Source organism: Duodenibacillus massiliensis (assembly GCF_900128485.1).
GTDB classification, from domain to species: Bacteria; Pseudomonadota; Gammaproteobacteria; order Burkholderiales; family Burkholderiaceae_F; genus Duodenibacillus; species Duodenibacillus massiliensis.
Genome location: NZ_LT635861.1, coordinates 317,794 through 334,436, shown reverse-complemented (window position 1 = coordinate 334,436; position 16,643 = coordinate 317,794). Strand labels below are relative to the sequence as shown.

Annotated in this window: 16 protein-coding genes; 10 read left to right on the top strand and 6 right to left on the bottom strand. The window is 58.3% G+C overall.

Features of this window, described 5'->3' with window-relative positions:
* The first annotated feature begins 39 nt into the window (after window positions 1-39).
* From BQ7486_RS08990 to BQ7486_RS08960, 7 genes are all read left to right on the top strand, one after another.
* Window positions 40-432, top strand: coding sequence for a diacylglycerol kinase (locus BQ7486_RS08990; RefSeq protein WP_074009772.1), 393 nt, complete (start codon window positions 40-42; stop codon window positions 430-432).
* 69 nt (window positions 433-501) lie between these two features.
* Entirely contained in the window at window positions 502-1,392 is an 891-nt protein-coding gene (locus BQ7486_RS08985; protein WP_022373202.1) for a phosphoribosylaminoimidazolesuccinocarboxamide synthase, read from the top strand.
* Between the two features lie 114 nt (window positions 1,393-1,506).
* A complete protein-coding gene (purE, locus tag BQ7486_RS08980) occupies window positions 1,507-2,010 on the top strand; it encodes a 5-(carboxyamino)imidazole ribonucleotide mutase (RefSeq protein WP_074009771.1) in 504 nt (167 codons plus the stop codon).
* A 14-nt stretch (window positions 2,011-2,024) separates the two neighbouring features.
* Window positions 2,025-3,200 carry a 5-(carboxyamino)imidazole ribonucleotide synthase gene (locus BQ7486_RS08975; RefSeq protein ID WP_074009770.1) on the top strand — a complete coding sequence of 392 codons (1,176 nt, stop codon included), beginning with the start codon at window positions 2,025-2,027 and terminating at the stop codon, window positions 3,198-3,200.
* 12 nt (window positions 3,201-3,212) lie between these two features.
* Complete coding sequence (locus BQ7486_RS08970) at window positions 3,213-4,220, top strand: L-threonylcarbamoyladenylate synthase (protein WP_074009769.1); 1,008 nt, start codon at window positions 3,213-3,215, stop codon at window positions 4,218-4,220.
* Between the two features lie 228 nt (window positions 4,221-4,448).
* Entirely contained in the window at window positions 4,449-5,063 is a 615-nt protein-coding gene (locus BQ7486_RS08965; RefSeq protein ID WP_162272259.1) for a glutamate racemase, read from the top strand.
* 5 nt (window positions 5,064-5,068) lie between these two features.
* Window positions 5,069-5,650 carry a nitroreductase family protein gene (locus BQ7486_RS08960; protein ID WP_074009768.1) on the top strand — a complete coding sequence of 194 codons (582 nt, stop codon included), beginning with the start codon at window positions 5,069-5,071 and terminating at the stop codon, window positions 5,648-5,650.
* On the opposite strand, the gene BQ7486_RS08955 is transcribed toward BQ7486_RS08960, so the two are convergent.
* Complete coding sequence (locus tag BQ7486_RS08955) at window positions 5,647-6,753, bottom strand: DUF72 domain-containing protein (protein ID WP_074009767.1); 1,107 nt, start codon at window positions 6,751-6,753, stop codon at window positions 5,647-5,649. The genes BQ7486_RS08960 and BQ7486_RS08955 overlap by 4 nt on opposite strands.
* A gap of 51 nt (window positions 6,754-6,804) precedes the next feature.
* The gene (locus BQ7486_RS08950; protein ID WP_022373208.1) at window positions 6,805-7,404 is read right to left on the bottom strand and encodes a hypothetical protein; all 600 of its coding nucleotides are present in this window, start codon (window positions 7,402-7,404) and stop codon (window positions 6,805-6,807) included.
* 290 nt (window positions 7,405-7,694) lie between these two features.
* On the opposite strand from BQ7486_RS08950, the gene purB reads away from it, so the two are divergent.
* Window positions 7,695-9,065 carry an adenylosuccinate lyase gene (gene purB, locus BQ7486_RS08945; protein WP_074009766.1) on the top strand — a complete coding sequence of 457 codons (1,371 nt, stop codon included), beginning with the start codon at window positions 7,695-7,697 and terminating at the stop codon, window positions 9,063-9,065.
* 175 nt (window positions 9,066-9,240) lie between these two features.
* Here purB and BQ7486_RS08940 read toward each other — a convergent pair whose 3' ends face one another.
* Complete coding sequence (locus BQ7486_RS08940) at window positions 9,241-10,029, bottom strand: MetQ/NlpA family ABC transporter substrate-binding protein (protein ID WP_022373210.1); 789 nt, start codon at window positions 10,027-10,029, stop codon at window positions 9,241-9,243.
* Between the two features lie 372 nt (window positions 10,030-10,401).
* Here BQ7486_RS08940 and BQ7486_RS08935 point away from each other — a divergent pair, with 372 nt between their 5' ends.
* Window positions 10,402-11,166 carry a basic amino acid ABC transporter substrate-binding protein gene (locus tag BQ7486_RS08935; protein WP_074009765.1) on the top strand — a complete coding sequence of 255 codons (765 nt, stop codon included), beginning with the start codon at window positions 10,402-10,404 and terminating at the stop codon, window positions 11,164-11,166.
* Window positions 11,167-11,232: 66 nt separating this feature from the next.
* On the opposite strand, the gene BQ7486_RS08930 is transcribed toward BQ7486_RS08935, so the two are convergent.
* From BQ7486_RS08930 to BQ7486_RS08920, 3 genes are read right to left on the bottom strand one after another with little or no spacing between them, the layout of a single operon-like run.
* On the bottom strand, window positions 11,233-12,630 hold the full coding sequence (locus BQ7486_RS08930) for an L-serine ammonia-lyase (RefSeq protein ID WP_022373212.1): 1,398 nt from the start codon (window positions 12,628-12,630) through the stop codon (window positions 11,233-11,235).
* Between the two features lie 23 nt (window positions 12,631-12,653).
* On the bottom strand, window positions 12,654-13,559 hold the full coding sequence (locus tag BQ7486_RS08925; RefSeq protein WP_074009764.1) for an aminomethyltransferase family protein: 906 nt from the start codon (window positions 13,557-13,559) through the stop codon (window positions 12,654-12,656).
* Window positions 13,560-13,587: 28 nt separating this feature from the next.
* Window positions 13,588-15,831 carry an arginine/lysine/ornithine decarboxylase gene (locus BQ7486_RS08920; protein WP_022373214.1) on the bottom strand — a complete coding sequence of 748 codons (2,244 nt, stop codon included), beginning with the start codon at window positions 15,829-15,831 and terminating at the stop codon, window positions 13,588-13,590.
* Window positions 15,832-15,994: 163 nt separating this feature from the next.
* Here BQ7486_RS08920 and BQ7486_RS08915 point away from each other — a divergent pair, with 163 nt between their 5' ends.
* On the top strand, window positions 15,995-16,639 hold the full coding sequence (locus tag BQ7486_RS08915) for a LysE family translocator (protein WP_074009763.1): 645 nt from the start codon (window positions 15,995-15,997) through the stop codon (window positions 16,637-16,639).
* Window positions 16,640-16,643: the final 4 nt, after the last annotated feature.

Here is a 16,643-nt window from a genome sequence, read left to right as displayed (position 1 = left end):
CCGAGCGCCGCGGCAGGCTTTTTTGATTTTTTCCGTGTTATGACTGAAAAAACCGCAGCCGACCTCAAAGGCAAAACCGGCATCCGCCGGCTCATCAACGCAACGCGCTACTCCTGGCAGGGCATCCGTACGGCTTTCGGTAAGGAAGAAGCCTTCCGGCAGGAGCTCATCCTTGCCGTCATTTTGATTCCGGTTGCCTTCTTTCTGCCGGCGGCCTGGTCTCTGAAACTCTGGTGCATCTTTTCGCTGATCTTCCTTTTGGTGACGGAATTACTCAATTCCGGTATTGAAGCCGTCGTCGACAGAATCGGTCCGGAACTTCATCCCCTTTCCGGTTTTGCCAAAGACTGCGGCAGCGCCGCCGTACTTTTTGCACTGATCTTTGCGCTGATTGTGTGGCTTGTTGTACTTTTTACAATTATCTTTGGTTGAAATGCCTAGTGGCAGTGCGTTTAGAATTCCAAGCATCAACAATTCTCTGTTACGGGGAGAGACAATCCAATGTCCGGTTTAATGCAGACAAATCTCAAGAGCCTGCCGCTCGTTTACCGCGGCAAGGTCCGTGAGTGCTACGCCGTCGGTCAGGACAAGCTTCTGATGATCGCGAGCGACCGCATCAGTGCGTTTGACAGCATTCTGAGCGTTCCGATTCCCAATAAGGGCAAGGTTCTCACGCAGATCACCCAGTTCTGGTTCGACAAGCTCACGCAGGGCATGCCCAATCAGTTAACGGGCATTGATCCCGCAACGGTTGTTGCGCCCGACGAAGTCGACCAGGTCACGGGCCGCGCCATGGTTGTCAAGCGCCTCACCCCGATTCTGATTGAGTGCGTTGCCCGCGGCTACATCATCGGCGGCGGCTGGAAGGACTACCAGGCCACGGGCAGTGTCTGCGGCATTAAGCTCCCCGAGGGGCTCAAAATGGCCCAGAAGCTTCCGGAACCGATCTTTACGCCCGCAGCCAAAGCCGAAATCGGCACCCACGACGAAAACATTTCCTTTGAAAAGGTCGTGGAAATGTACGGCAGCGACGTTGCGCAGAAAATCCGCGACTACACGCTCGACCTGTACACCCGTGCCGCCGAATACGCGGCCACCCGCGGCATCATCATCGCCGACACGAAGTTTGAGTTCGGCCTTGATGAAAACGGCAACGTCTGCATCATGGATGAAATGCTCACGCCCGACAGCTCGCGCTTTTGGCCGGCTGACCAGTACACCCTCGGCATTTCGCCCCCGAGCTACGACAAGCAGTTTCTGCGTGACTGGCTCGAATCCACGGGCTGGAACAAGGTGCCGCCCGCTCCGGTGCCGCCCGAGGACATCATCGAGAAAACCTCGATGAAGTACCGCGAGGCACTTGTTAAACTCACAGGTAAAGACGTGCAGTAAGTCTCTGCCGCCCGAGATATGCCGGGAGCGACTCCCGGCAGCGCGCGCCGTCCGGTCTCATCCGTTTGTCAGAATGAGCCGCGGCGCGCCTTTGCTTTATTAAGAGAAAAAACTATGACTCAGTGCGAACAGAAGCCCGTTGTCGGCATTGTGATGGGTTCAAATTCCGACTGGCCCGTGATGCAGAAAGCCGCCGAAATTCTCAAGGCCTTCGGCGTGCCCTACGAAGCCCGTGTGGTAAGCGCGCACCGTATGCCCGATGAGATGTTTGAGTACGCCGCCACCGCGCGTGACCGGGGTCTTGCCTGCATCATCGCGGGTGCGGGCGGCGCCGCACACCTGCCCGGTATGCTCGCCGCCAAATGCGTGGTGCCGGTTTTGGGGGTTCCCGTGCCGTCAAAGTACCTCCGCGGCGAAGACAGCCTCTACTCGATCGTACAGATGCCCAAGGGCGTTCCGGTTGCCACCTTCGCCATCGGAGAAGCCGGTGCCGCCAACGCGGCGCTTTACGCCGTCACCATTCTCGCCGTTACCGATAAGGCGCTTTACGCCAAGCTGCAGGACTTCCGCAAGGAACAAAATGCCAAGGCCCGCGCCATGGAACTGCCGTCTCTTTAAAGAATAGTCAACTCATGAAAGCTTCTTTTCCTCTCAATCCCGGTACGACGCTCGGGCTTATGGGCGGCGGTCAGTTGGGCCGCATGTTTGCGCAGGCCGCGGCAACGCTGGGCTACGAAGTCGAAGTGCTCGAAAAGGGCAGTTGCCCGGCAAGTGAAGTGTGCGCCTGCCATATTGACGCGCCCTACACCGATCCGGGGGCTTTGGACGCCATGCGCCGCACAACGGCTGCGGTGACAACCGAATTTGAAAACGTGCCGGCCGAAGCTCTTTCGGCCCTGGCCGACGGTCCTGACGGCTGCGTGACCGCGCCTTCGGCGCAGGCCGTCTCGGTTGCCCAGGACCGGCTGGATGAAAAGACGTTTCTTGAGATGGTGGCCGGTGTCCCCGTGGCACCGCACGCCCCGGTTCTCTCCGCAGAAGACGCCGATCTCCTTGATGAATCGCTTTTTCCGGGGATTCTTAAAACCACCCGTCTGGGTTACGACGGCAAGGGCCAGCGCACGGTCTTTAACCGTGACGACGTCAAACGCGCGTTTGCCGAAATGGGCGGCAAATTCTGCATTCTGGAAAAGCGTCTGCCTTTAAAGACCGAGGTTTCCGTTATTGTGGCCCGCGGTCTTGACGGCTCCGCGGTCACCTTCCCCGTTTTTGAAAACCATCATAAAAACGGCATTTTGGCCGAAACCGTCGTGCCGGCACGCGTGCCGCAGGCCGTTGCCGACAAGGCCCGTGCGTATGCTGAAAAAATCGCACACGCCCTGGAATACCGCGGTGTCCTCTGCATTGAATTTTTTGTGCTCGCCGACGACACGCTTGTTGCCAACGAAATGGCACCGCGTCCGCACAATTCCGGCCACGCCACGATTGAAGCGTGTGTGACCAGCCAGTTTGAGGAACAGGTGCGCGCGATGACCGGGATGCCCTTAGGTCCCACCGATCTTGTGCAACCCGCCGTCATGCTCAATATTCTCGGCGACGTCTGGTTTGATGCCGACGATAAAAAGCGCGAACCCGACTGGAAGAGCGTGCTTGCCGTGCCCGGCGCCAAACTGCATCTTTACGGTAAAAAAGACGCCCGTCACGCCCGCAAGATGGGGCACGTCACGTGCGTCGGAAAAACGCTTGATGAGGCTCTTGTCTGTGCCAAGCGTGTAGCCGCGATTCTGGGCCTGCCCGCCCCCGTCTGACGGACAAAATCCATGTATCCCCCGATTAATACAGCCGCCGTCGAACGTGCCGCCCGGATTCTTTCCGAGGGCGGCCTCGTTGCGATTCCGACGGAAACGGTTTACGGGCTTGCCGCTGACGCCGATAACCGTGACGCAGTGCTTAAAACCTTTGCCGTCAAAGGCCGCCCCACCAACCATCCGCTCATTGTGCATATAGCGGGCCCTGAAGCCCTTTCTGCCTGGGCGTGCGTCGTACCCGAGGAAGCCAGGCTGCTTGCCAAGGCCTTTTGGCCCGGGCCCCTTACGATGGTTCTTCCCAAGAGTGAGCGCTGCGGCGGTTTTGTCACGGGCGGGCAGGCGAGTGTCGCCCTGCGCTGCCCCTCTCACCCCTGGATTCAGGCGCTTTTAAAGCGCTTTGCGGGGTCAACCTTCAAGGGCCTGACGGCGCCGAGCGCAAACACCTTCGGGAAAATCTCCCCGACCTGCGCCGCACACGTTGCCGAAGACCTCGGCGTCAAACCCGAGGGATCGCTTGACATGATTCTGGACGGCGGGCGCTGCGAAGTGGGCGTTGAGTCCACGATCATCAATCTCTCGGGCGAGCGCCCTGAAATTCTGCGGCACGGTGCGGTGACGCGCGCCATGCTCGAAGCCGTCCTCGGCCGCCCGGTACCTGATGCCGGAAGTGATGCACCGCGGGCCTCGGGGCGCCTAAAGAGCCACTATGCGCCCGGCACGCCCGTCACACTTTTCAGCGCAAAGGACATTGCCGCGCTTGCCGCAGGCAACGATAAGGTCGCCGTCATGGCAACCGCAGACGTTCTTGATGCCTGCAAAAAGGCCTTCGGCAACCGCATTGTGCTCGAACTCGTGATGAGCCGTGAAGAAGCCGACTGGCAGCACAGTCTGTACGAGAACCTTCACAGGCTCGACAAATCCGGCGCCGCCAGACTTTTGATTGAACAGCCTCCGCAGACGCCTGAATGGGCCGCCGTCAACGACCGGCTCGGGCGCGCCGCAGCCGCCAAGGACGCTTAATGCTTTCCGCGCAGTGTCCGGTCGGGGTTCTTGATTCCGGGCTCGGAGGCCTTTCGGTGCTGAGAGCCCTGCGCCAGGAACTCCCGGCCGAAAACTTCATCTACTGCGCCGACAGCGGCAACGCCCCCTGGGGCGATAAAACCGGTCAGTGGGTGAGAAACCGGTGCGACACGATTGCACACTGGTTTCTNAACCCGGTGCGCCCCGTTTGCCCCCTGTTTCCTTGACGTGCTCCCCGCCAAGTTGCGGGTTCTTGCCTGCACCCCCGCCACGGCCGCCGCAGCCGATCATTTAAGAGAATGGGCTCCCGTACCGGTCGTGGGCATTGAACCGGCGGTGAAACCGGCGGTGAAAATGAGCCGCACGCATGTGGTGGGCGTGCTTGCGACTGCGGGCACCATCCGCAGTGAACGCTATTCGCGGCTTCTGTCGCGTTTTTCCGCGGGCGCCCGCGTCATCAGTACGCCTGCGCCGGGCCTTATGGAATGCGTGGAAAAAGGTGAATTCGACACGCCGCGCACGAGAGCGCTTCTCACCAAATACCTCACCCCGATCACCGAGGCGAATGCCGACATCCTCGTTTTGGGCTGCACGCACTACCCGTTTTTAACCGCTGCTATCCGGACTATTGTCGGTGAGGCCGTGAAAATCATTGAGCCCGGTCCGGCGGTTGCGGCCGTCGCCCGTACGAGACTTACCGAACGGGAACTCCTTAAAAATGCCGATACCGGTGAGGCCGGAAGCGACATATTTTTTATCAATGATGTAAATTCCGTGGCCGGCGTTCTCAATAAACTGTGGCCGCAGGCGGCAAGTGAAACCGTCACAGAACTTACTGTTTAAAAACCATGTCCGAAAATACCGCTGTTTTTGAATTCATTGCCTCAAGGCGCAGCCTCAAACCCAAGCTTCTTACTGAACCCTCGCCGACGGACGAGCAGTTTGCGCGTGCCGCACAGGCGGCGATGCGTGCACCCGATCACGGCTCGCTCGTTCCCTACCGTTTTGTGCGGGTGGAAAGCGAAGACCGCGGACGTCTTGCCGATGTTTTCGAAGCAGCCGCCAAACGTCAGGGAGCTGACGCGGACAAACAGGCACGCTCCCGCTCCAAGGCTCTCAAAGGTCCCTCGCTCGTGGGTTTTGTGTTTTCCCCTGATACCGAATGCGGCATTTCACTTGATGAGCAGTTTCTCACCGCAGGCGCCGCTCTTGATCAGTTCATGCTCGCCTTAAATGCGCTCGGTTTCGGCGGCATCGTGCTTTCGGGTTCGGTTCTCGCTGACGACGGCGTGCAGGCCTTTTTCCGCCGCAAGGCCGGCGAAAAACTCATTGCCTGGGTGATCTGCGGCACACCCACCCCTGAAGCCAAACCCCAGGACGCGGAAACCCGAGAAGCTCCCTTTACGGTGTGGACTCCGGCGGCTTCTTAATTTTTGGGGCCTTGTCCTGTGAGACGGCGCACGGATGCGGCTTCAATCGCTGCGTCCCGCGCCGTTTTTTCCATCGCACAGATACTTTCGGCCACGGCCCGCATCGTAAGCGGCGCACAGCCTTCGGCCTTGTTGTTGGCGACCGTAAAGCCCCTTACGCCGCTTGCGTGCGCGCGCTGCATGAGCCCGGCCACGGCTTCCCGCGTCACGATATCGGGACTCTGAATCCGGTCAAAGGGCGCCCACTCGCGCTTAAGTTCCGCATAGGTGCCGCCCTGCGCCACCGACCAACGGACAACCGTATCGCCTTTAAGCCGCCAGTTGCCGGAATTATTCTCCGGGTCATCAAGGTATCTCAATGCGTTGATCTGCCGCATCACCGGAGGCAGTGACGGATGAATGCCGACAACGGGCCTGGCGTGCGTCGGCCGCAACAGACGGATATAGCGGCGCGTCAGAAGCTGCGCCGTGCGCATCTCCACGCCGTAACTCAAGGGCATGCCGTCCGTTTCCCGGGGAAGCCTTGCAAAGAACGAGACGATTTCATCAATCGCGGCATGCGCATTTCTCAGGTTCAGAATCCGCTCACGGGGAAGCGCCGCAAGTTCAAAGACAAGCACTCCGAGCTTTCGTCCGAGTCCCTTAACAACCGGGTCGATAAAGGTTTCAAGGGTTTCATTCACATCAAGGTAATGTGTGTTGACGCCGGCCCCACGGCCTCTGACGTCGCGCACAAGGCTGTCGGTAACAGCCTGAGGGGCCTTCACAAGAAACCGGAAATTTTCCGGCACCTGCTCAGCGAAATGCCGGTAGGTCTCCTCGGTGAGCGGCTTATAGTAGGAGCGGTCAATCCCTGCGGTACGGAAAACGGGATAGGCGCTGTAGGCGGTCAGCCCCTTTTCCGCGAGTCCCTTCACCGAACTCATCTGCGACCAGACAACACCCCGCCAGCCCGGAAAGTTCCAGCTTGAACTTCCGAGATAAATGCCGGCAGGAAGCCGCTCGCCCAAAAGCCTCAGGTCCCGTTCGGGGGCCATCGGCGCGATCGGAGCGTTCACCGGCGGTTCATCATCAAAGAGTGCTTCTGTTCGGGTGTCGCGCATACAAAAAAGGCAGAGCCTCAAAACGAACTCTGCCTTCTACTTTAGCCGAAATTAATAGCGATGCGGCATTTCCGGATGATGCATCCCGGCAGCCGGCCCGCGCGGTGCGGGAGCTCCGTTGTAGCCCGGACACTGACGGGGAGACTGCTCCGCCATCGGGCAGGGTGTGCCGGCGTTACCCGGGCAGTTCCAGCCGTGACGCGGCCCCTGGTGAAAGCGCCCGTGACCGGCAAAAGCGCGGCTTTCATAGTCTTCAAGCGCCATCTTCTGCTGGGGGTCAAGCAGTTTCCAGAGTGCGGCGCGCTTGGCGGCCACATCGGAGTGCACCTGACCGAGGAGCTTTTCGCGTTCGGCACTCAGTTCGAGGCGACTTTGCCGGTCATAGGCCTGACCGCGGTTTTTGGCGCGGAAGTCGCGCATCGCGGCATAAGCCTTTTCCTGGGCAGCCGTGTAGTCTTTAAAAGCCTGCTTCTGATTGTCCCTGAGCGTGAGAATCGACTCAAGTGCGGCATTGCGGTTTGCCAGAGACTGCTGCACATCGGGACCCGTCCAGTGACCGCGCGGGCCGTAACCGGCGCCGTCTCCGCACCAGGCATAAGCGCCCGCGGCGGTGGCGGCAAGAGCGGCAGCGATAATCCAGCGTTTCATCATTTTTGACTCCTTATGAAAACGGTCCGCGCCCCGGTGCTGACTGTGTCATACGGTTTCGGGCGTTACCGGCGGGAATTTCTTTTTCCCCTGACTGATGAAGCGCAGGTTAAAGCCTTCTGAAAACCACTCGGTAAAGGGCCGGGAAGGACGTATTTCAAAATGTAACAAACAAAAGTCCAACACCCGCAAAATCGGCTCCGCCCGCCGGCACAACGGCTTTGAGCAAGGTTCGTGTGCATTACAATTGCGGCACCTGTCTTTTCAAATATTAACCATCGGAAAATCTCCCCATGCAGGAACTTTCTGTTTTGACGGCTTTAAGTCCCCTGGACGGCCGTTATGCCCGTCAGTGCAATGAACTGCGCGACATCTTCTCTGAATCGGCCTTCATGAACGCCCGCGTGCGCGTGGAAGTGGAATGGCTCATCGCTCTTTCCGAGGCGGGCTTTGAAGAGCTCAAGCCCATCAGCGAGCACGGCAAAGCCTTCCTGCGCGGTCTGGCGGAGAACTTTACGGTTGAAAACTGCGCGGAGATCAAAGCGATTGAAGCCACCACCAACCACGACGTCAAGGCCGTGGAATACTGGATCAAGGGCCAGGTCGCGCATGATGCGGAACTCGCCAAGGCAAGCGAATTCGTTCACTTTGCCTGCACAAGCGAAGACATCAACAACACGAGCCACGCGCTGATGCTCACCGCCGGCCGCAAGGCGCTGATTGCGCGTCTTACCGAGATCCGCGAAACGATTGCGAAGTATGCGCATCAGTGGGCCGATGTTCCGATGTTAAGCCGCACACACGGTCAGACCGCGTCTCCCACAACGGTCGGCAAGGAAATGGCCAACGTTGCCGTGCGCCTCGGACGCATCATTGAAGCGATCAGCGCCGTGAAGTTCTACGCCAAAATGAACGGCGCCGTCGGCAACTTCAACGCGCACCTCATCGCCTACCCCGACTACGACTGGGAAGCGCACAGTAAGCGCGTCGTTGAGGAGCGCCTGGGACTTACCTTCAACACGCACACCATTCAGATCGAGCCGCATGACTACATGGCCGAGCTCTTTCACGAAATTGCGCGCGCCAACACGGTTCTCATTGACTTTGACCGTGACGTCTGGGGCTACATCTCCCTCGGGTTCTTCAAGCAGAAACTCAAGGAAGGCGAAGTCGGCTCCTCCACGATGCCGCATAAAGTGAATCCCATTGACTTCGAAAACTCCGAAGGCAACCTCGGGGTTGCCAACGCGCTTTTAAACCACCTCGCTGGGAAACTCCCGATCTCGCGCTGGCAGCGTGACCTCACCGACTCCACGGTGCTCCGCAACCTCGGCGTGGCCTTCGGCTACTGCTTCGTGGGCTATGCGGCGCTCGGCCGAGGCCTCGGAAAACTTGAACTTAACGCCGCACGCGTTGCTGAAGACCTCGATGCCGCCTGGGAAGTGCTTGCTGAAGCCATCCAGACCGTCATGCGTCGTTACGGCATTCCCAAGCCCTATGAAAAGCTCAAGGCGCTCACCCGCGGCAAGGGCCATATGACGCCCGAGGTAATCCACGAGTTTATCGAGACACTTGAGCTGCCTGCCGACGCAAAGGAACGTCTGCAGAAGCTCACGCCCGCGACCTACATCGGTAAGGCCGTCGAACTCGCGCGCCGCGCCTGATTTCCGGCTCACCGGGAAGTGCTTCTGAAGCGGCTGAACACGTCTGTTCAGCCGCTTTTTTACAGGCCCCGGATCAGCTGCTTCAGCTTCTTTGTCTGCGCGTTGCTTTGAGCCTCCAGCGAAAAAAGGACGGCAACACGCCGTCCTTTTGTCAGATTCAGAAGTCGGGACCGGATCAGAACACCGGGACCACGCCGCCCTTATATTTATCCGTCATGAACTTGCGGACCTTTTCGGTCGTCAGAGCCTTCACAAGCGCCTGAACCTTCGCGTCCTTTTCATGTCCCTGACGGGCGGCCACCACCACGGCATAGGGGCTCGTCTTACTCTCAAGATAGATCGAGTCCGTCACAGGGTTTAAACCCACGCCGATAGCGTAGTTGGAGTTAACGACCGCGAGATCGACATCGTCCAAAGTACGCGGCACCTGCGCGGCTTCCACCTCACGGATTCTGAGGTGTTTGGGGTTACTGACGATATCAAGCACCGTGGCTTTGACGCCGATCCCGGGCTTTAACTTTAAAAGCCCTGCATCTTCGAGCAGAAGCAGCGCACGACCGCCGTTGGCGGGGTCATTGGGAATCGTCACGGAAGCGCCGTCGGCAAGATCCGTGATTTTCTTCACCTTCTTGGAGTAGGCCGCCATCGGAAGAATGTGAATCGGCGCGACGGAAGCGATTTTCAGACGGCGGTGCTCGACAGCGGCATCCAAAAAGGGCTTGTGCTGGTAGTAGTTGGCGTCCACTTCGCCTGCATCAAGCGCGAGGTTCGGGCTCACGTAGTCGGAAAACTCAACAATTTTGAGGTCGTAGCCGTCCTTTTTCAGATCAGGCTCGATGAGCTTCAGAATATCGGCGTGAGGCACCGGGGTTGCCGCCACGCGAAGTTCTTCAGCGCCCGCGGCTGCGGCACTCAAACCGACGATCACCGCCGCGGCTGCGGCAAAAAAGGTTCTGACTGTCATTTGCAATACTCCGGTGTTCTTTGTGTTCTGAAGGGACAGCGCGTCCCCGGGTGAAGGCACTATACGCAAAACCGGCTCCAAGTCCGTCATCAGAGGTGTCTTTTCTGCGGTTCGGTTAAGGTATTACCGGCCCGGCGCCTTAAAAAACCGGACGTCTAAGCAAAATCTCCTGCAGGTTTTCCTGACCGGCAATTCTTAGAAATTCCGAAGACAGGCGACTATATTGCATTCCGTTTGGGCTTTGACTCAGGCAGTGACGGTCAGTCTTACACGCGCTGTTTGCAAAGAGAAGCGGCACAGAAATGCCGCCCGCTGCAAGTGACGAGGCTGACGCCCCTCTCTACTTTTCTTTCTTTGCGGAGACGCACACACATGTTTGCGAAGAAACTTCTCGTCGGCGCTTTGGCCGCCGCCGCGTTTATCAGTGCTCAGGCCGCGGACCAGAAGGTCCTGCGCATGGCCACCGAAAGCTCCTACCCGCCCTTTGAATTTGTGGAAACCAAGACGGGCGAAACCGTGGGCTTTGAAATTGACCTCCTGCGGGGCATTGCCGAACGCATCGGCCGCAAACTCGAAATCGTGCCAATGGGGTTTGACGCCATCATTCCGGCGCTTCTCACAAACACGGCCGATGTCGGCATGGCAGCGATCACCATTACGCCGGAACGCCAAAAGCGCCTCGCCTTTACCGATCCCTACTATGTCTCAGGCCTCTCGGTTCTGATCCGTGCCGCGGACAAAGCAACCATTACCAAAGTTGAGGATCTCAACAACCGCACGATCTGTGCTCAGATCGGCACCTCCGGCCACATGCGTGCCCAGCAGGTTCCCGGCGCCAAAGTGAAGGCTTTTAACAACGTCTCGGAAACCTTCCTTGAATTAAGCAACAAGGGGTGTGATGCCGTGATCGGCGACCGGCCGGTAAACAGCTACTTTCTGATGAGCCGCCCGCAGACCGCAAAAGACTTCTACCACATGCCCGTGATGCTTAACACAGAGCTTTTCGGCATTGCCGCCAAAAAGAGCAACAAAGCACTGGTCGAGGAGATGAATGCCGCCATGAAGGCGATGCGCGCCGACGGCAGCTACGGCAGGATGTACAAGAAGTGGTTCGGCGAAGAGCCGCCCAAGGAGTAACGTTTTCCGTCGAAAAAAATTTCCCGGCACACGCCGGGAAATTTTTTTCGGGTCAGGCCATAAGCCTCAGCACTCAACGATGGTCACGGCAAGCCCCCCGCGGCTCGTTTCCTTGTATTTGGCCTTCATGTCCCGACCCGTTTCAAACATGGTGCGCATGACCTTGTCAAGGCTCACAACATGACGCCCGTCGCCTGCCATCGAAATGCGGACCGCCTCAATGGCTTTTACGGCGCCCACGGCATTACGTTCAATGCAGGGAATCTGCACCTGCCCCGCCACCGGATCACAGGTGAGCCCCAACTGGTGCTCCATGCCGATTTCCGCGGCGTTTTCCACCTGATCGAGCGTTGCGCCCTTGGCAGCGGCAAGGCCCGCCGCGGCCATCGAAGTTGCCACCCCCACTTCGCCCTGGCAGCCCACTTCAGCGCCCGAAATCGACGCGTTTTCCTTGTAGAGCATGCCCACGGCCCCCGCGGTGAGCAGAAAGTTTCTCACGCCCGTCTGATCCGCGCCCGGCACAAACTTCACGTAGTACTGAAGCACCGCAGGCAAAACGCCTGCCGCGCCGTTTGTGGGACAGGTGACAATGCGGCCGCCCGCGGCATTTTCTTCGCCCGTGGCAAAGCCCCAGGCGTTCACCCAGTCAATGGCAGCCAAAGGATCGTTTCCGTCAGAGGCTTTAAGCCGCGCAAGCAGCTGCGGTGCACGGCGCTTTACGCGTAAGGGCCCCGGAAGCACCCCTTCCGTTTTAAGGCCCCTTTGAATGCACTCACACATCACGTCCCAGACATGGTCAAGCGCCGCATCGATTTCTGCGTCGCTGCGGCGGGTGCGTTCATTGTCGCGGACGACTTCAGCAATCGTTTTGCCGCTTGCGCGCGCCATCGCCACAAGCTCCGAGGCATTGGTGTAATTAAAGGGCACCGTGACTTCCGCACGGCCCGGAAAAGCGTCCCGGCTTTGCGTGCGGGGCTTATCAAAGTCCGTGTTGTCCGCCGGCACCACAAAGCCCCCACCCACGGAGTAATAACGCCGCTCAATGATCTTTTTGCCTGAGGCGTCAAACCCCGCAATCTGCAGCCCGTTGGTGTGAAAGGCCGCCGCCTTGTCGGGCGAAAACGTGATGTCAAGGGCCGGATCAAACACAATCGTGTGGCCGCCCGCCAACGGAAGGCGCCTGGAGTCTCTCACCGAGGCCATCATCTCTGCGACGGCGGACGTGTCCACTGTCTCGGGAGATAACCCCATCAGCCCCAGCATCACGGCCGTGTCCGTGGCGTGGCCCTTTCCGGTGGCGCCGAGGCTGCCCATCAGATCTGCGGTGAGGTGTTCGGTTTTGGAGAGCACACCTTCATCTGCCGCTTCCTTCACAAACAGGGCTGCCGCCCGCATCGGACCCACGGTATGACTTGAACTCGGGCCGATACCGACCCGAAACATTTCAAAAATACTGATGGGCATGCTCTGCCTTTTTTCAAAAAAACTCAGACCTGCGCGTCAACCACAAGGGCCTTTTCGCAGTAGCTTCGCGGATCGGTTTTCACATCCGCGGCAACGTGCTCACCGACATTGACGGTATAGGGCAGACGCACAAGCCCTGCCGTCAGAGGAATTTCCGGGATGCGCGCAATGGATGTGAGCTGATAACCCGTGTCTCCCATCACAATCATCGGCACGTCCACCAGAAGCGCCGGATCAAAAGCCGTTTCAAAAGCCACGAGATGCATACGGTCGTAACCGCCCGCCTTAAAACGCGCTTCCGTCAGTGCCCGCCCGATAAAGATGCGTTCCGGATCGGAAAAGTCGAGCACATCCTCAAAACCGCACTCCAGGGGACTCGTGTTTTCGTCAAACTCGAGCCCCTCGGCCGGTTCCTTAGCAAGAATTCTCAGGGCATCAAGCCCCTCCTGCGCTCCGGCCTGCGCGCCCGCTGCGGTGAGGTTTTCGTGCAGCGCCTTAATGTTCGCTTCCGGTCCCGTGACAAGCTGAATCCAGCGCAGGTTCAGAAACGAAATCTCGCTTTCTTCCTTAGCCGTGTTGGGCGTGGTTTTAGCCGCATCCACGGGCATCTCGCCCGCGTAAAGAAATCCGCAGAGGTGCCGCCCTTCAATCTCCGCGTCAAAGGCGGCGCTTACCTGACGGATCCACGCCTCACGTACGTCGGCCTTATCTCCGTAAAGGAAAAGCTCATAGGTGTCCGTTTCCGTGCGCACCGCGATCACCGTTCCGATGATGCCGCCTGAGGCGTTTAACATCACCGTCCGCTCAAGGCTTCCGACGGCGAGTTTGGATAAGTCGCTTGCCGTAAGGCGCGCCAGAAACTTCGGCGCCTTCTTAACGGTGAGAACCGTCACGGGCTGCGGTTGAAAAAGCACTAAATTCAAAGCCATTTCGTTTCTTCTTTTTTCGAAAAAATTCTTACTCACGCACGCAGTCGAGCATGTACTTCACAGTGCCGTCAGGCTGTTTTACCTTCACCAAACCGTGCACATCGCTTTCAAACCCCGGGAAGCGCTTCGTGAAATCACGGGCAAACCGCAGGTACTCGACGATCTTGCTGTTGACGCGTTCCCCGGGCACCAAAAGCGGAATTCCCGGCGGGTACGGCGTGAGAAGCACCGCGGAGACCCGGCCCTCAAGCTCATCAATCGGAACGCGGTCGACTTCGCTGTGCACGAACTTTGCGTAGGCATCCGTCGGACGCATCGCGGGCACCATCTCCGAGATGTACATCTGAGTGGTAAGACGTGCAACGTCATACTCCCGGTACACACTGTGAATGCTCTGGCAGAGGTCTTTGAGCCCCAGATTTTCATAGGCCGGAAACGCCGCAATGAATTTGGGCATCACGCGCCAGAGTTCGGCGTTGGCGTCGTAGGCATCCTTAAACTGCTGCAGTTCGGTCACCATCGTGTTCCAGCGGCCCTTGGTGATGCCGATCGTAAACATGATGAAGAAGGAGTAAAGGCCCGTTTTCTCAACGATGATGCCGTGCTCAGAAAGATACTTCGTGACGACGGCCGCAGGGATCCCGGTTTCGGCAAATTCACCAGTAAGCGACAACCCCGGCGTCACCACCGTCCCCTTGATGGGGTCAAGCATGTTAAAGCCCGGTGCCACATCCCCGAAGCCGTGCCAGGCATCATTGGCGTTAAGCATCCAGTCGGCCTGCGTGCCGCGTCCGGCCTGCGGCAGTTTCTCCGGCCCCCAGACCGTAAACCACCAGTCGGAGTAGCTCGTACCGACTTCGCGCATGGCACGCCTGAAATCCACGGCTTCCTGAATGGATTCCTCCACGAGCGCCGTACCGGCCCGTCCTTCCATCATGGCCGCAGCGACGTCGCAGCTTGCGATGATCGCGTACTGCGGCGAAGTGGACGTGTGCATCATGAAGGATTCATTAAATCCGGCGCGGTCAAGCTTCTCGGTTTCAGAGTCCTGGATACAGATCTGGCTTGCCTGCGAAATACCCGCAAGCAGCTTATGCGTTGAGTGCGTCGCAAAAACCATGCTCTTTTTCGTGCGCGGTTTATTGCGGTCAATCGCGTGCATATTGTCGTAGAAGCTGTGAAAAGCCGCATGCGGCAGCCATGCTTCATCAAAGTGCAGAATGTCGACCTTGCCGTCGAGCTTCGCCTTGATCACTTCGTCGTTATAGACAATGCCGTCATAGGTCGACTGCGTGATCGTCATGATCCGGGGCTTGGCCTTCTTGTCCTTGATAAGGGGATTGGCCGCAATCTTCTTTTCAATCGACTCCCAGTCAAATTCGGAAAGCGGAATCGGTCCGATGATGCCGTAATGGTTGCGCGTGGGCATCAGAAAGACGGGGATCGCACCGGTGAGCGTAATGGCGTGCAGGATCGACTTATGACAGTTGCGGTCCACGATCACGATGTCGCCCGGAGCCACGGTGTAGTTCCAGACGATCTTGTTGGAGGTTGACGTGCCGTTGGTGACGAAAAAGAGATTGTCACAGCCGAAGATGCGCGCGGCGTTTTGCTCTGACTTTGCCACCGGCCCGGTATGGTCCAGTAACTGTCCGAGCTCTTCCACGGCGTTGCAGACGTCGGCGCGGAGCATGTTTTCACCGAAAAACTGGTGAAACATCTGTCCCACGGGGCTCTTTAGGAAGGCAACGCCGCCGGAGTGCCCCGGGCAGTGCCAGGAGTAGGAAGAATCCGCGGCGTAGTGCGTCAGAGCCTTAAAAAACGGGGGCGGCAGACTCTTTAAATACTCACGGGCCTCACGCGCGATGTAGCGCGCCACAAAGTCCGGGGTATCTTCAAACATGTGAATAAAGCCGTGCAGTTCCCGCAGCACATCGTTGGGAATTGATGTGGCGGTCTTATTTTCCCCGTAAAGGAAAATCGGCACATCCGGGTTGGAGCGGCGGATCTGGCGCACAAATTCACGCAGTTCGTGAATCGCTTCGTTTTCTTCACCCGTCTCGGAAAAGTCATCGTCATCGAGACTCACGAGAAAGGCTGAGGTGCGGCTTGCCTGCTTGGCAAGACCCGTGAGGTCGGAAAAAGCCGTGACGGCTCTCACTTCAATCCCCTGCGCTTCAATCGCCTGCGCGAGGTCCCGGATACCGAGCCCCGAGACGTTTTCAGAGTGATAGTCCTCATCGATGATGACAACGGGAAAGTGGTATTGCATGGGTTACCTCTTTCTTGGGCAAGAAACGGAAACGGCGTGCGCACGGCCCCGGTCAATCCCTGATGACCGGCACACACGGGAAAGCACGCAATTGTACTTAGACGGGGGTCTGCAGGGCGACTAAAATCCTCGCCCCCTTCTCTGCCCGTTGCGTAATTTTCTCATGACGCTCGAAAACGTGCTTCTTTACATTCCGGCTGCCGTTCTCATTGTGCTGATGCCCGGCCCGGATTTTGCCGTGATTACAAAAACGGCCCTGGTGCGCGGCCGCACCGCGGGCGTCATCTGCTCGGCAGGTGTTGCCTGCGGGTTGCTCGTCCACACAACGCTTGCCGCGCTCGGGATTTCTGCGGTCGTTGCACATTCCGTGACGCTTTTTACAGTGCTTAAGTGGGTAGGCGCCGCCTATCTTTTCTGGCTCGGCATTCAGGCAATCCGCGCGTCTTTTTCCGGAAAAAACGCGCTTGCCTGTGAAAACCTTGATCTCGAGCCCGCACGCGGCCGGGGACTCGCGAAAAGCTGGTTTCAGGGGTTTTTCTGTAATGTCTTAAACCCGAAGGCCGTGATCTTTTTCCTCACCTTTCTGCCGCAGTTCATGGATCCGCATGCGCTGCTCACGCCCCAGTTCATTATCCTGGGGCTCATTCTCATGGGAATCAGCCTCGTGTGGTTTTCGCTTCTAGCGGTCATTCTCGGGCGTATCCGCGCGATTTTTCAGTCCCTGCGTTTCCAGCAGTGGCTTAACCGCGTTGCGGGCGGCATTTTTCTGATTTTCGGTCTGAAACTTGTGACGGCTGAGACGCCTTAAGGAC